This is a genomic window from Streptomyces sp. cg35 (assembly GCF_050410835.1).
In the GTDB taxonomy this organism is placed as follows: domain Bacteria; phylum Actinomycetota; class Actinomycetes; order Streptomycetales; family Streptomycetaceae; genus Streptomyces.
In genome coordinates, this window is the sequence record NZ_CP191268.1 from 929,538 (window position 1) to 943,598 (window position 14,061).

Consider the following 14,061-nt stretch of genomic DNA (forward strand, 5'->3'; position numbering starts at 1 on the left):
GAAGCGGGCGGGCGTTCAGTCACTGAGCCCTGTCCCGTCGGCCTTCAGCGAGTGCCAGATGGCCCGCAGGACCGCCTGCCACTCCGCATCGTCGCCGTCCGCGTACGTGTAGGCGCCCGACGTCGCCAGATGCGCCGCGTTCAGCAGCATGTCGGCGGCCAGACCGTCGGTGCGCTCGCTGCGGGACGTGAAGTCCTGGATCAACTTGCCGTGCATGTCACCGAGTCGGTCGGAAAAGTGGGCGGAGAGCAGTTCGCCCAACCCTTCCGCATCGGGGTCCGGCATGTCCAAACGCAGACACCGGCGCAAGAAGGCCTCCGGGAACTCCTGTTCACCGTTGGAGGTCATGATCACGATGGGAAATGCGCGTGCCCGAACGATTCCGTCCGTGATCCGAGCGACTCCGCCCGGATCGGCGGTGTGCACGGTGACCTCGGGCTGTTTCTTGCTCACACGAACGAGTGGAGGCACGGCGTAGCGGCCGTCCTCGAACAGCGACAGCAGATCGTGCGGGAGGTCGACGTCGCACTTGTCGATCTCGTCGATGAGCAGGACCCTCGGAATGCGGTGCGGCAGGAGCGCGGTTCCGAGCGGCCCCAACTGCACGAACTGGCCTACGTCCGTGGGGAGTTCGCCTTCCGTCGCCGCTTCCGTGTCCGCGGCGTGCTGCTGCTGGGCCAGATACCAGGCCTGCCCGGCCTGGGCGCGGCCGATCACGTCGTACTCGAACAGGCCGGAGGCCAGCGTGGTGCGGCTGGTGACGGGCCACTGGAGGACCCGGCCGAGGCTCAGCTCGCGGGCGATGCGGAAGGCGAGAGCGGATTTGCCCACACCTGGGCGGCCCGTGACCAGAAGTGGCCGGCGCAGCAGGATCGCCGCGTTCACCAGGCGGGTCTCGTCCCGCGGGGGCCTGCGCGGCGCGTCGGCGGGGCCGAGCCTGCGGTCGGCCTCGTCCTCGTCGGGCGGCTGGGGCTGGACCGGTCCCCCGGCGAAGCTCCGCCAGCGCGGGCCCTCGGGCCAGCTCCGCTCGTCGTACGGTTCCTGGGGGCGCGGCCTGCCGCTGCCGCGGTAGGGCAGCCCGTTGGCCTCGTGCGCGTTCACTCGGTCCCCCCTACGAAGGCGGCGGGAGCGCACGCATCACCGTCGAGGAGCTGCTGCGGATCGTCCCAGACCACGCCCAGTTGTTGGATCAACGCCTTGTCGCGTACCTCCGCCGTGCCCGCTGCCGCATCGCTCCTCCACTGTCGTGCAGTGGCGGGCAGGTTGGCCAGACCCTCCCCGGCCAACAGTTCCTTCACCAGACCGTGGAAGGCCTCCGGATCGTCCGCCGCCCGGTGGAAGATCATCACCGGCACGCCGAGATCCAGGCCGAGCCGCAGTTCGTGCGACCCCGTGCCGTCGCCCGCCCGTGGAGTGTCGCTGAGCACCATGCAGACCACCCCTTCCTCCTTGCCGATCCGCGCATCCAGCAGGGCGAGATGCTCGGTGTCGGGGCGACCCTCCGGGTCGCACCAGTGGGCGCGTCCGCCACCCGGGTCGCTCTTCCAGCGCGTCCAGCGCCTGCGCCAGGCGTGGTGCAGATCGCGCCGCTGCATCCGTTCGAGGCTGTGCACGTACACCCACGGGTACTTGCTCAACAGCGGGTTGGAATGCCCCAGTCGGGGATTCCTGTCCCACCATTCGACGGGTTCCGTGAGCAACTCCGCCGGCAGGAAGAATTCCAGGACCACGTTCTCGTCCCGAGCCTGCCACAGCTCGGCCGTCGCGGACAGAAGGTCCGCGACGGCGTACGGGAGTCTGCTGCGTGGCACGGGCTCCTCGGGGTCGCAGTCCTCCCGGTGCAGTCGCACGGACTCGGCGTACCGGACCCGCGACGAGATCCGGTAGTACGCTTCCGGCCGCCCCTCGCGCGCCGCTTGCGCATCCGAGGGACGCAGGTCCGGGGCGACCTTGATGAACAGCCGGATGACCGGGACATGCGGCTCCGCGAACCCGTCGTCCGGCGCCGCCGAGCCGTGCCCCGCGTCGGTCACGGCCCTGCGTCCGGCCGGATCCGGCCGCCCGGACAGCTTCTCGCGCAGCGCGCGCAGCCCCCGCGGCCCCTCGCGTTTGCCCCACTCTCCCGCGAAGTGGTCGTTCCAGGACCGGATCTCGCCCACCAGGTGCGCGGCCTCGGTGCGCAGCATCAGGTGCTCCAAGAGGGCCATGCTCGGTTCGAGACCGCCGACCGGCGCGTTGTGGCAGGCCAGGTGCACGAAGGCGTGCCAGGCCGAGCGGCAGTGACGGGGCAGGCGGATCCGGTCCTCGGTGGCGGCGGCGACCAGTGCGGGCAGCTCGGGCAGGGCGAGGTCGAGGCCCTCGCGCAGGGCCGACCAGTCGCGGCCCCGGTAGAGGTCGATGGCGTGCCATTCGTCGAGCAGCGGCCGCAGCCGGCCGGCCACGGCCGGAGCCAGGAACTCCGTGGTGATGACGAGCTGTTCGAGTCCGTCCTCCAGGCGGCTGCAGTGCCGGACCGCCTCCGCGAAGGCCTGCCGTGCCGTGTGGAATCCCTCCAGGTCCAGGTCCGGGAACTCGTCGCCCAGTTCACGCGCCCACTGCAGCCGCCCCCGTTCGTCCGCGAGCGGGGTGGACGCGCCGAGCGCCTCGACCATCTCCCGCAGGGTCCGCTGTCTCGCCTGCCGTCCGTCTGCGCCCTGCGGCACGTGCGTCCCCCTCGCACTGCGTAACATCCGGCGTCACCCGGGAAGTTCCTGCGCCAGCACCTCGTACAGGTGCCGATTGGTCCAGTACGCGCTGTGGGCGGCCGACACCGGCTGCCCGTTGTCCACCTCGACGTCGCGTACGCGCTGCCCGAAGACCTCGGCGCCGACGAACGACAGCAGGTCGCGCCGGTCGTAGATGTTGAGCCAGCGCGGGAAGGCGGCGGGCAGTCCGGTGCCGTAGGGGCGCGAGGGCAGTGCGTCCAGCTCGTAGAGCACCGGCGCCTGGGAACCGACCGTCACCAGCTGGGCCACGTCGGGCGCCGTGCCCGGTTCCCCGGCGAGCAGGTCGAAGGCGACGATGCCGCCCAGGCTGTGCCCGAGGAGGACGACCGGGGGCGGGAGGCGGCGCGCCAGGTCCGCGACGTACGCGCGCACGGCCTCGCCCCGTACGAGATAGCTGAGGATGTCCCCGGCGAAGCCGAGGGAGCGCTCGCTGATCCGGCTGCGCCGGCCGACGACGAACCGTGATCCGCCCGCCCGCTCGAGCAGCCGCGCGGAGGCGCCCAGGGCCCTGCCCAGGCCGTCCGCCAACCCCCGCTCCTCGCCGCCGAGTTGATCGACGACGGCGGCGACCATGGCGTCCCGTCCGGCGGGCGGCACCGCTCCCGGGCCGCCCGGATGACCGGCGAGGGCGCGTGCGGCCAGCGATCTCCCGGTCAGCCGGGCCAGGCCGGCCGCGCCCGCGCCGTCCGCCGCGTCGCAGGCCCGCCGGAAGGTCTCCGACGTCAGCAGCGCCGCCACGTCGCCGTCCGGTCGCGCGCCGAGGTCCGCCGCCCGCCACGCGTCCCGGACGGCGGGCGCTGCCGCGAGCTCCTCCGTCCAGGCCCACAGCTGTCGTCCGGCGGGCAGCGCGCCGGGCCGAAAGGGCGCCGCCGCCTGCTGCCCGGCCAGGGCGAACAGATTCAGCTCCGCGTCCGGATCGACGTACAGCAGGGCCCAGCGGGCGCGCTCCTCGTCCTGCGGGAGCGGCCCCTCGACCGGCTTGTCCGGCACGTAGCCGGGGATGGATGCGCCGTCGGCCCGCAGGTAGGAGCCCAGCGCGGAACCCCAGTCGCACTCCGCCACCGTCACGTCGGCCCGCACCTCGGCGAGCCCCGCGCGCACCGCCCGCAACGCCTCCGCGTAACCCGGCGCGCGCACCCCGGTGCCGTGGATGAACAGCACGCTCGTCACTCGTCCTCCACGAACTCCCCCGTGTACCACGGCATTTGAGGATGCCTCAGTGATTCATCCTAACGGTCGCACCCGGCGCGTCGAAGAGCTGCGCAAGGTGTGACGAGGGGTTTCCGAGAACGAAGTGGTATCGGACTCCCGCAAATGCCGTAGACGGTTCGCCGTCAGGGCGTCAACTCCCGCTGCTCTCGCGCAATTTCAGCTCGTGACCCACCACATGATCCTGCAACGGACCGGCCGCGGGCTCCTCGATCCGGTCCAGCAGGAGCGCCACGGCGGCGCGGGCGATCTCCTTCTTGTCCGGGGAGACCGTGGTCAGGCTCGGCACGCTGAAGCGGGAGGCCTCGATGTCGTCGAAGCCGACCACGTCCAGGTCTCCGGGCACGCTCCGACCCCGCTCGTGCAGGGCGCGCAGCGCGCCCAGGGCGAGGTGGTCGTTGAGGCAGAGCAGGGCGTCGGGGCAGGACGCCGAGTCCATGAGGGCGGCGGCGGCCCGCGCGCCGTCCTTCCAGTGGTAGGCGTCCACCGGGACCACCAGGTCGCCGTCGAAGGGGACCCCGGCCGTCTTCAGCGCCTCGCGGTAGCCGTCGGTGCGCAGCCGGTCGGTGCCCTGGCGGCCGCGCACCGTACCGCCGACCACGGCGATCCGGCGCCGCCCGCGGGCCAGCAGATGCTCGGTGGCCTCGCGCGCGGCCCGTACGTTGTCGATGGCGACGTGGTCGGTGCTGCCCTCGGCGGGGCGCTCACCGAGCAGGACGACCGGGAGCCCGCGGTCCCGGGTGGCGAGATCGCGAGGGTGCAGGGCGAGCGGGCTGAGGATGACTCCGTCGGTGAACTGGGCGTCGAAGCCGTGCAGCGCGGCGAGTTCGCGCTCGCGGACACCGCCGGTCTGGTGCAGCAGCACGGTCTGTCCGCGCCGGTCGGCCTCGGCCATGACGTGCCGGGCCAGTTCGGAGAAGTACGCGACGTCGAGCTCGGGCACGGCCAGGGTGATCATGCCGGTGCGCCCCTGGCGCAGCTGACGGCCGGCGATGTTGACCCGGTAGCCGAGGGCGTCGATGGCCTCGCGCACGACTTCACGGGTCCGGTCCGACACGTGCTCGAAGTTGTTGATCACGTTGGAGACGGTCTTGGGCGAGACGCCCGCGTACTCCGCCACGTCCTTGATCCTGGGTCTGGCCGCCACGCTGTTCTTTCCTTCCGTCTGCCGTCCGTGATCGTACCGACCATCACGAATCGGTCTCGGGCCGGTTCCTCGGCCGTCCCGGATATTTACATCGTTGTAATCGTCATGGTGCCATGACCCCGCACCACGTGGCACCGCACTCACGAGCAAGGAGCACCATGCCCGTTCCGCATTTCCCGGCCGTGCCGCGGCCCGAGTACCCGCGGCCGCAGTTCGTCCGTGAGGCCTGGCTCAATCTCAACGGCGAGTGGCAGTTCGAGATCGACCGGGCCGACACGGGACTCGAGCGCGGCCTGCGCGAGCGCGAGTTGAGCGACCGGATCACCGTGCCGTTCTGTCCGGAGTCGGAGCTGTCCGGGATCGGCGAGACCGACTTCCTGGAGGCCGTCTGGTACCGGCGGACCGTGACGGTGCCCGCCGACTGGACCGACGCCCGGGTGCTGCTGCACTTCGGGGCCGTGGACCACGACACGACGGTGTGGGCGGACGGCGTCGAGGTCGCCCGGCACCGCGGCGGCTTCACCCCGTTCACCGCCGACCTGGGCGACGTGGCCGTACCCGGGCGGGAGTTGACGCTCGTGGTGCGGGCCCGCGACAGCCGGCACGGACCGCAGGCCCGCGGCAAGCAGGCCACCTGGTACGCCAACACGCACTGCCACTACACCCGCACGACCGGCATCTGGCAGACCGTGTGGCTGGAGCCGGTGCCCCGCGCCGTCGCCCTCAAGCGCCCGCGCGTCACCCCGGACCTGGCCTCGGGCTCGTTCTTCCTGGAGCTGCCGCTGACCGGGAACGCGCCGGGTCACCGGGTCCGGGCGACCCTGGCCGACGAGATGGGCACCGTCGTCACCGCCGAGGCCCGCGCCGACCTCGACCTGACGCCCCGCCTCGCCCTGCCGGTGCCCGCGGACCGGCTGCGCGTCTGGTCGCCGCAGGACCCGCACCTGTACGACCTGACCTTCGAGGTCGTGGACGCGCAGGGCGGGCTCGTGGACCGGGTCCGCTCGTACGCGGGCCTGCGCTCGGTCTCCGTCGACGGCAGGCGGCTGCTCCTGAACGGTGAGCCCGTCTTCCAGCGGCTCGTGCTCGACCAGGGGTACTACCCGGACGGCCTGATGACCGCGCCGAGCGACGCCGCTCTGGTCCGCGACATCGAGCTCGGTCTGGCCGCCGGATTCAACGGGGCCCGGCTGCACCAGAAGGTCTTCGAGGAGCGGTACCTGTACCACGCGGACCGGCTCGGCTACCTGGTGTGGGGCGAGTTCGGCGACTGGGGCTGCGAGGTCGGCGTCCGCGACGACAACCAGCGCCCCGACGCGTCGTACGTCGCGCAGTGGCTGGAGGCCGTCGCGCGCGACTACTCGCACCCCTCGGTCATCGGCTGGTGCCCGCTCAACGAGACGTACCAGCACCTGCACGACCGCATCACCCAGCTCGACGACGTGACGCGGGCGATGTTCCTGGCCACCAAGCAGGCCGACGGCACCCGCCCCGTCATCGACGCCTCCGGGTACGCGCACCGGGTCCCGGAGACCGATGTCTACGACTCGCACTGCTACGAGCAGGACCCGGCCGCGTTCGCGAAGACGATGCAGGGGCTCGCGCAGGACAAGCCGTACGTCAACGCGGGCCCCGACGGGCGCCCCTGGTCCGAGCCGTACCGCGGCCAGCCCTACTTCTGCAGCGAGTTCGGCGGCATCTGGTGGGACGCGCAGGCGGCCGCCGAGGCGGCGGGCAACGAGGTGGACGCGTCCTGGGGGTACGGCGAACGGCCGCGCAGCGCCGAGGAGTTCGTGGACCGCTTCACCGGTCTGACGGGCGTGCTGCTCGACGACCCGGAGATGTTCGGCTACTGCTACACCCAGCTCACGGACGTCTTCCAGGAGCGCAACGGCGTCTACCGGTTCGACCGCGGCGAGAAGGTCGACACCGCCCTGCTGCGCGCCGCCCAGCTGCGCCCCGCGGCCTTCGAAGGCTCGAACTAGCTCACTCACGCCCGCGATTTACATCGATGTATGACCGGGTGGCAGCGTCGCCACCCGGGGAAGGAGCCAGATGACCGGCACACCCGCACCCGTCGGTCGCCCCGCACTCACCAGACGACGCGCGCTGACCGCCGCGCTCGCCGCCGGGGCCACGGCCCTCGGCGCCGGGGCGCTCAGCGGCTGCGGCAGCGCGCTGGCGGCCGACGATTCGACCGTCCGTCTGTGGGACCTGTTCAGCGGGGCCGACGGCGGCCTGCTCAACGACATGGTGCGCGCGGCGCGACCCGACATGCCGGGCACGCGTATCGAGCGCACCGTCCTGGAGTGGGGCACCCCGTACTACACGAAGCTCGCCATGGCCTCGGCGGGCGGGCGCGGTCCGGACGTCGCCGTGTCGCACATGTCGCGCCTGGCGGGCTACGCGCCCACCGGCCTCGTCGACCCGTGGGACCTCGGCCTGCTGGCCGAGTACGGCGTGCGGCGGAGTGACTTCACCGACGCGGTGTGGTCACGTACGCAGTACGAGGGGCAGACCTACGCGATCCCCCTCGACACGCACCCCTTCATCGTGTTCTTCCACCCGGAGCCGGTGAAGAAGGCCGGACTGCTGACGAAGGACGGCACGCTCGACGCGGACGCGTTCTCGTCGCCCGACAAGTTCCTCGCGGCCGGCAAGGAGCTGGCCAGGGCCTCCGGGCAGCAGGGCATCTCCTTCGGCTACGTCACGGACACTGCGCAGGGCTGGCGGCTGTTCTACGGCCTGTACCGGCAGACCGGCGGCGCGTTCAAGCTGCCTACCGGCGGTCCGGCCGAGGTGGACATCGACCGGATGGCCGAGGTCATCGCGTTCATGGCCAAGCTGATCGACGGCCGGGTGAACCCGAAGCGCCTGGACTACCCGGCGGGACTGGCGTCGTTCACGAACAAGCAGACCGCGATGATCCTTTCGGGCGAGTGGGAGCTCGGCACGTTCCGGGCCGCGGACAAGAACGTGGGCGCGGCGCCGATGCCGACGGTCTTCGGCACCCCGGCCGTGTACGCCGACTCGCACTCGTTCGTGCTCCCCCACCACGAGAGCCCCGACGCGGAGCACCGCCGCCGCACGCACCGGGCGGTCGCCGCGATCCTCAAGGCCGGTCAGATCTGGGCGACCGCCGGTCACATCCCCGCGTACGGGCCCGTGACCCGTACGAAGGAGTACGCCGGCCTGCTGCCGCAGGCGCACTACAAGGCGGCCCAGGACCACGTCGTCCTGGACCCGGCGGTGTGGTTCGCGGGCGCGGGCTCCGATTTCCAGAACTCCATGTCGCAGGTCCTGCAGCAGGCCCTGCTGGACGGTCTCTCCCCGGACCGTGCGGCGCGCGCGATGGTGCGGCGCCTCAACACCTTCCTCGCCAAGCCCAGCCCGGCCTGACCGGCCGCGACCACCTCGCAGGAGGCACAACGATGTCCTCTCCCCACGCCTCGCCCCGGCCAGGGGCCCTGTCGGTGCGGCGGCTGTTCTCCCCCGGCCTGCTGTTCGCACTGCCCTTCCTCGTCCTGTTCGCCGTGTTCATGATCTGGCCGATGGGCCAGGGGCTGTGGATGAGCCTGACGGACCGGGCCCTGTCGGCGCACGCCCCGTCGTTCATCGGCCTCGGCAACTTCACCGAGGCCTTCCAGGACGCGGAGATGTGGCGGTCCTTGTGGCACACGGTCCTGTTCACCCTGATCTCGACGGTCCCGCTGGTCGTGGTGGCGCTCGGTATGGCGCTGCTCGTGCACACCGGGCTGCCCGGACAGTGGGTGTGGCGGCTGGCGTTCTTCGCGCCGTATCTGCTGCCGGTCGGTGTCGTCGGCCTCCTGTGGATCTGGCTGTACCAGCCCGACCTCGGCCTCTACAACCACCTGCTCGACAAGGTCGGTCTCAGCGGGTTCGCGTGGCTCAGTGACGAGTCGGTCGCCATGTGGGCGATCGCCCTCACGACCCTGTGGTGGACGGTCGGCTTCAACTTCCTGCTGTACCTGGCCGCCCTGCAGTCGATCCCGGACCACTTGTACGAGGCCGCGGCGATCGACGGCGCCGGGGCGTGGCGGCGCCTGTGGTCGATCACGCTGCCCCAGCTCAGCCGCATCACGACGGTGATCACCGTGCTGCAGATCCTGGCGTCCCTGAAGGTCTTCGACCAGGTGTACCTGCTCACCAAGGGCGGCCCGAACAGCTCGACGCGCCCCGTGGTCGAGTACGTCTACGACGTCGGCTTCACCGGCTACCGGCTCGGTTACGCCTCGGCGATCAGCTACATCTTCTTCGCTCTCGTCGTCCTCGCCTCCGCCGCCCAGTTCTTCGCACTCCGCCGCCGGGAGAAGTGACCATGACCTCCACCGAGACCCCCGTCCGCGCCGAGTCCGCTCGCCACGTGACCACCTCCGTACGTCCGTTGAGAGCACCTCGGCGTCCCGCCCGGTCGCAGACGAACCTGACGCTCGGGGCGAGCCGCACGGCCCGGGTGCTCGCCCTGACCGTGCTCGCGGTCGCCGCCCTGGTCTGGCTGCTGCCGATGGCGTGGGCCGTGCTGACCGCGTTCAAGTCCGAGCAGGACGCGAGCGACCCGCTGAACTGGGTGTGGCCGAAGCACGGCTTCACGCTCGACGGGTTCAGGACGGTCTGGGAGCGCGGCGATCTGCCCTTGTGGATGCTCAACAGCCTAGTCATCTCGGCCGCCGTCACCGTGATCACGGTGCTGGTCTCCGCGATGGCCGGATACGCCTTCTCGCGCACCCTGTTCGCCGGCCGCCGCTGGCTGTTCGCCGTGACGGTCGCGGCCGTGCTGGTACCGCCGCAGATCCTGATCGTGCCGTGGTTCCAGCAGATGCTGACCCTGCACCTGCTGGACACGTACGCGGCGGTGATCCTGCCGCAGACGGTGGCGCCGGTGATGGTGTTCATCCTGAAGAAGCACTTCGACTCGCTGCCGAAGGAACTGGAGGAGGCGGCCCGGATCGACGGCGCGGGGCACTGGCGGATCTTCTGGTCGGTGCTGCTGCCGCTGTCGCGGCCGATGCTCGCCGCCGTGGCGATCTTCGTGTTCATCGGCGCGTGGAACAACTTCCTGTGGCCGTTCGTGTCCACGTCCGACCCGTCGCTGATGACCCTGCCCGTCGGGATCACGTCGGTGAAGGACGCCTACGGCATCCAGTACGCGCAGACGATGGCCTCGGCCGTGCTCGCCGCGCTGCCGCTCGTGATCGTGTTCGTCTTCTTCCAGCGGCACATCGTGAAGTCCGTGGCGACCACCGGCCTCGGCGGCCAGTGAGCGGTGTCGGCTCGCCGGCCCACCCGCCCCGTTGACAGCCCCCTGTCCCTTCCCTACCGTCCTGAAGCCGTGGAACTTACATCGATGTAAGGAGCCGCTCATGCGCGCCCGGCCCCGTACCGCTCTGGTCGCCGCACTCCTGACCCTGCTCGTCGGCCTGGTCTGCGCGCCGCAGGCCGCCGCGGCCGGACAGGCGTCCGCCGCAGCCGCGGGCACCTTCCGCAATCCGCTGAACACGGGCCCCGATCCGTTCCTGGCGTACGCCAACGGGGCCTACCACCTCACCACGACCCAGGGCGACAGCATCAAGATGTGGCGCTCGCCGTCCCTGGGCACGCTGCTCGACGCCGACCCGGTCACGGTCTGGACGGACACCGACGCCTCGCGCAACCAGCACATCTGGGCGCCGGAGTTCTACCGTTTCGGCGACCGCTGGTACCTCTACTACACCGCGGACGACGGCACGGACGACCACCACCGGCTGTTCGTGCTGGAGTCGGAGCGCGACGACCCGGCCGGGCCCTACCACTTCAAGGCGAAGCTCACCCCGCCCAACCACGCGAACGACTTCGCCATCGACCCCGGGATCCTCCAGCACAACGGGAAGCTCTATCTCGCCTACAGCGGCATCAACCCGTACCAGCACAACGGCCTGAACATCGCGCCGATGTCGAACCCGTACACGGTCTCGGGCGACGCCGTCGCGATCGACGCGGCAGGGGGCTGCCCCGAGGTCCGCGAGGGGCCCGAGTTCCTGAACCGCAACGGCCGTACCTGGATGACGTATTCGACCTGCGACACCGGCAAGCCCGACTACCAGGTCTGGATGATGTCGCTGCCCGACACCGCCGATCCGCTCGTCCCGGGCAACTGGAGCCGGCACGCGGGGCCGGTGTTCTCCCGCGCCGACGACCGCGGGGTGTTCGGGCCCGGGCACCACGCCTTCTTCAAGTCCCCCGACGGCACGGAGGACTGGCTCGTCTACCACGCCAAGACCACGTCGGTGAACACGTACACGAACCGCACGACCCGCGCCCAGAAGATCACCTGGAACGCGGACGGCAGCCCGAACCTCGGCACCCCGCTCGCCATGGGCGCCACCCAGGACCTGCCCTCCGGCGACCCCGGATCGGGCAACTACTGGATCAACGACGACGGGCGCTCCAGCGGCGACGGCACGGTCGCGTACACCGGCACCTGGAACTCCGGCACGGGCTGCGCCGCGCAGTGCTTCTGGAGCGACGACCACTGGAGCGACCAGGCGGGCAACACCGCGACGTTCAGCTTCACGGGCACCCGGATCGCGCTGCTGTCCGTCCGCGACACGGGCAACGGCATCGCGGCGATCAGTGTGGACGGCGGCCCCGAGCAGCGGGTCGACTTCTACGGCGCGATCCGCACCGGCGAGACGCTGCAGTACCTCAGCCCGCGCCTGGCGGCGGGCGAGCACACGCTGCGGGTCCGGGTGACGGGTGAGCGGAGCGCGTCGTCCGGGGCCTCCTTCGTGAGCGTGGACCGGGCGGAGGTGTACACGCACTGACGGCCCGGGGCGGCGGGGAGACCCGCCGTCACGGCTCGATCAGGCCGACGCGGATCGCGTAGCGCGTGAGCTCCAGACGGTCCTTCAGGCCCAACTTCTGCAGCAGGTTGGCACGGTGGCGCTCCACCGTCTTGACGCTGATGAAGAGGAGCTCGGCGATCTGCTGCGAGGTGTGCCCTTCGGCGACCAGCTTGAGGATCTCCTCCTCGCGCTCCGTGATGGGGCGCGAGGGCAGCCCCTCACCGCGGCGGACCCGCTCCAGATGGTCCCGGATCAGCGCCTTCAGCGCTCCCGGGTACACGAAGGGTTCGTCGCGGGCGGCCGCCCTGCAGGCCTCGACCAGATCGCGGTCGGCCACCGATTTGAGGACGTAGCCGCAGGCCCCGGCCTTGAGCGCCTCGAAGAAGAACTGCTCGTTGTCGTACATCGTCAGGATCAGGATGCGCAGGTCGGGCTGGCGGCGGGCCAGTTCGCGGGCGGCCTGGAGTCCGGTGAGCCGGGGCATCGCGATGTCCAGGACCGCCAGATCGGGCTGTTCGGTCCGCGCGAGGTCGAGGGCCTCGGCCCCGTCGCCCGCCTCGGCGACGACGGTGAGATCGGGTTCGCGGTCCAGGATGAGCCGCACGCCCCGGCGCACCAGCGCGTGGTCGTCCGCCAGCAGGATGCGGATCTCGCGGGCGCTCACCGACCGCGCCCCGGGGCCGTGACCGGAACGTCGAGGCGTACGAGGGTGCCGCCGCCCTCGGCGGGGGCGACGGTTAGGTCGGCGCCGACCAGCAGGGCGCGTTCGCGCATGCCGCGGATGCCGGCGCCCTCGGCCCGGCTGCCGATGCCGCGCCCGTTGTCACGGATGAGGAGCGTGACCCGGTCGTCGGCGGCGCTCACGACGAGGTCGGCCCGGGAGGCGCCGGCATGGCGCACGACGTTGGTCAGTCCTTCCTGGGCCACCCGGTAGACGACGAGTTCGGCCTCGTCCCCGAGCGACGGCAGATGCGGCGCCAGCCGGCTGTCGACCACGGTGTCGGCCCAGTCGGTGTACTCGTTGGCCAGGGACCGCAGCGCGCTGACGAGGCCCAGCTCCTCCAGGACCCCGGGCCGCAGCCGGCGGGCGATGCGCCGGATCTCGTCCAGGCCCGCGCGGGTCGTCTCCTGGATGCGGTGCAGGTCGTCCCGGAGCGGCGGGCCCGCCTGGTCGGCGGCTCCCTTGAGTTCGAGCAGGACGGCGGTCAGGGTCTGGCCGACCTCGTCGTGCAGTTCCTGGGCGACGCGGCGCCGTTCGGCCTCCTGCGCCGACAGGGCCCGTGCGGTGCTGGCCGCCCGCTCGGCCTCCAGGCGGTCGAGCATCGCGTTGTACGTCTCGATGAGGGCGGCCACGTCACCGTGCCCGGACGTGGCGGGCCGCTCGCCGGGGCGCAGCAGATCGGTCGTCGTCATCGCCCGGGTCAGCCGCTGCAACGGGGACAGGCCGATGCGCAGCAGCGCCGCGTTGGCCGTCAGCATCACCACCAGACCGACCGCCAGGATCAGCGTCTCGGTCAGCAGGACGGGGGTGGAGACGGTGACGGGGCCGAGCAGCAGGAGCGCCACCGCCGCCAGCAGGACGGTGGCGTTGAGCAGGAAGATCCGCCAGAACAGGGACACGGACGTGCGGCCTCCCGGGTGGGACGGTACGGCTGGCCTCCGTCCAGGCTCCCTGGTCAGCGGCCACGGTGTCCATCGGGGTCAGCACCCATTCACGGGCGTGCCGCCCGCATGCAGGGTGCGCTCCCCCGTATCTGGGGGTCGCACCCCATGGTCACGGCGCGCGCCGCACGCGACGGTGGGGGCACCACCCGACACGGAGGTGCGCAGATGCGGGACAGCCACGACAACACGCTCTCGGCCATCGCGACGCGTCTGGAGGAACAGGATCCCCGGTTCGCCGACGGCCTGAGCCGGGGCAGGCCGCGGCGCCCTCGCGAGTACGACCGGCGCGGTACCTGGGCCGTCCTGATCCTGGCGTTGGTCCTTCTCGGGGTCGGCATCGTCGTCGGCCACGGCCTGCTCATCGCCACCGCGCTGGTCGCCGCGGGCGCCGCCTGCCACTGGTTCGAGCGGCCGAGCGGTCGCAGCCGCTGAA

The 14,061-nt window shown here is 71.5% G+C and carries 12 protein-coding genes; 6 read left to right on the forward strand and 6 right to left on the reverse strand.

What is annotated here, in order from left to right; genetic code table 11:
* Positions 1 to 15: 15 nt before the first annotated feature.
* The 4 genes from ACQUQD_RS04565 to ACQUQD_RS04580 all read right to left on the reverse strand — a co-directional run bounded on the left by ACQUQD_RS04565 (position 16) and on the right by ACQUQD_RS04580 (position 5,121).
* Positions 16 to 1,101, reverse strand: coding sequence for an AAA family ATPase (locus ACQUQD_RS04565; RefSeq protein WP_428950618.1), 1,086 nt, complete (start codon positions 1,099 to 1,101; stop codon positions 16 to 18).
* Entirely contained in the window at positions 1,098 to 2,702 is a 1,605-nt protein-coding gene (locus ACQUQD_RS04570) for an effector-associated domain 2-containing protein (RefSeq protein ID WP_428950619.1), read from the reverse strand. The genes ACQUQD_RS04565 and ACQUQD_RS04570 overlap by 4 nt, the downstream gene beginning before the upstream one ends.
* A gap of 33 nt (positions 2,703 to 2,735) precedes the next feature.
* Positions 2,736 to 3,935, reverse strand: coding sequence for a hypothetical protein (locus ACQUQD_RS04575; RefSeq protein ID WP_428950620.1), 1,200 nt, complete (start codon positions 3,933 to 3,935; stop codon positions 2,736 to 2,738).
* Between the two features lie 172 nt (positions 3,936 to 4,107).
* Positions 4,108 to 5,121, reverse strand: coding sequence for a LacI family DNA-binding transcriptional regulator (locus ACQUQD_RS04580; protein ID WP_428950621.1), 1,014 nt, complete (start codon positions 5,119 to 5,121; stop codon positions 4,108 to 4,110).
* Between the two features lie 158 nt (positions 5,122 to 5,279).
* Here ACQUQD_RS04580 and ACQUQD_RS04585 point away from each other — a divergent pair, with 158 nt between their 5' ends.
* The 5 genes from ACQUQD_RS04585 to ACQUQD_RS04605 all read left to right on the forward strand — a co-directional run bounded on the left by ACQUQD_RS04585 (position 5,280) and on the right by ACQUQD_RS04605 (position 11,942).
* The gene (locus tag ACQUQD_RS04585) at positions 5,280 to 7,106 is read left to right on the forward strand and encodes a glycoside hydrolase family 2 protein (protein WP_428950622.1); all 1,827 of its coding nucleotides are present in this window, start codon (positions 5,280 to 5,282) and stop codon (positions 7,104 to 7,106) included.
* A gap of 70 nt (positions 7,107 to 7,176) precedes the next feature.
* A complete protein-coding gene (locus ACQUQD_RS04590; protein ID WP_428950623.1) occupies positions 7,177 to 8,520 on the forward strand; it encodes an extracellular solute-binding protein in 1,344 nt (447 codons plus the stop codon).
* A gap of 32 nt (positions 8,521 to 8,552) precedes the next feature.
* A complete protein-coding gene (locus tag ACQUQD_RS04595; protein ID WP_428950624.1) occupies positions 8,553 to 9,458 on the forward strand; it encodes a carbohydrate ABC transporter permease in 906 nt (301 codons plus the stop codon).
* A gap of 2 nt (positions 9,459 to 9,460) precedes the next feature.
* Positions 9,461 to 10,402: a carbohydrate ABC transporter permease gene (locus ACQUQD_RS04600; protein WP_428950625.1), complete on the forward strand. Its 942-nt coding sequence runs from the start codon at positions 9,461 to 9,463 to the stop codon at positions 10,400 to 10,402.
* A gap of 100 nt (positions 10,403 to 10,502) precedes the next feature.
* Positions 10,503 to 11,942, forward strand: a complete 1,440-nt coding sequence (locus tag ACQUQD_RS04605) for a family 43 glycosylhydrolase (RefSeq protein ID WP_428950626.1) — start codon at positions 10,503 to 10,505, stop codon at positions 11,940 to 11,942.
* Positions 11,943 to 11,970: 28 nt separating this feature from the next.
* Here the strand turns inward: ACQUQD_RS04605 and ACQUQD_RS04610 are convergent, their stop codons facing one another.
* Both ACQUQD_RS04610 and ACQUQD_RS04615 read right to left on the reverse strand, forming a co-directional pair.
* Positions 11,971 to 12,627, reverse strand: a complete 657-nt coding sequence (locus tag ACQUQD_RS04610) for a response regulator (protein WP_428950627.1) — start codon at positions 12,625 to 12,627, stop codon at positions 11,971 to 11,973.
* Entirely contained in the window at positions 12,624 to 13,583 is a 960-nt protein-coding gene (locus tag ACQUQD_RS04615) for a histidine kinase (protein WP_428950628.1), read from the reverse strand. The genes ACQUQD_RS04610 and ACQUQD_RS04615 overlap by 4 nt, the downstream gene beginning before the upstream one ends.
* A gap of 210 nt (positions 13,584 to 13,793) precedes the next feature.
* On the opposite strand from ACQUQD_RS04615, the gene ACQUQD_RS04620 reads away from it, so the two are divergent.
* Positions 13,794 to 14,060, forward strand: a complete 267-nt coding sequence (locus ACQUQD_RS04620) for a DUF3040 domain-containing protein (protein WP_428950629.1) — start codon at positions 13,794 to 13,796, stop codon at positions 14,058 to 14,060.
* The last annotated feature ends 1 nt before the right edge of the window (position 14,061 follow it).

What these genes read in the sequence shown, in the direction of transcription:
- ACQUQD_RS04585 (WP_428950622.1), top strand. Translation starts at nt 5,280, where the DNA reads ATGCCCGTTCCGCATTTCCCGGCCGTGCCGCGGCCCGAGTACCCGCGG.
- ACQUQD_RS04590 (WP_428950623.1), top strand. Translation starts at nt 7,177, where the DNA reads ATGACCGGCACACCCGCACCCGTCGGTCGCCCCGCACTCACCAGACGA.
- ACQUQD_RS04595 (WP_428950624.1), top strand. Translation starts at nt 8,553, where the DNA reads ATGTCCTCTCCCCACGCCTCGCCCCGGCCAGGGGCCCTGTCGGTGCGG.
- ACQUQD_RS04600 (WP_428950625.1), top strand. Translation starts at nt 9,461, where the DNA reads ATGACCTCCACCGAGACCCCCGTCCGCGCCGAGTCCGCTCGCCACGTG.
- ACQUQD_RS04605 (WP_428950626.1), top strand. Translation starts at nt 10,503, where the DNA reads ATGCGCGCCCGGCCCCGTACCGCTCTGGTCGCCGCACTCCTGACCCTG.
- ACQUQD_RS04620 (WP_428950629.1), top strand. Translation starts at nt 13,794, where the DNA reads ATGCGGGACAGCCACGACAACACGCTCTCGGCCATCGCGACGCGTCTG.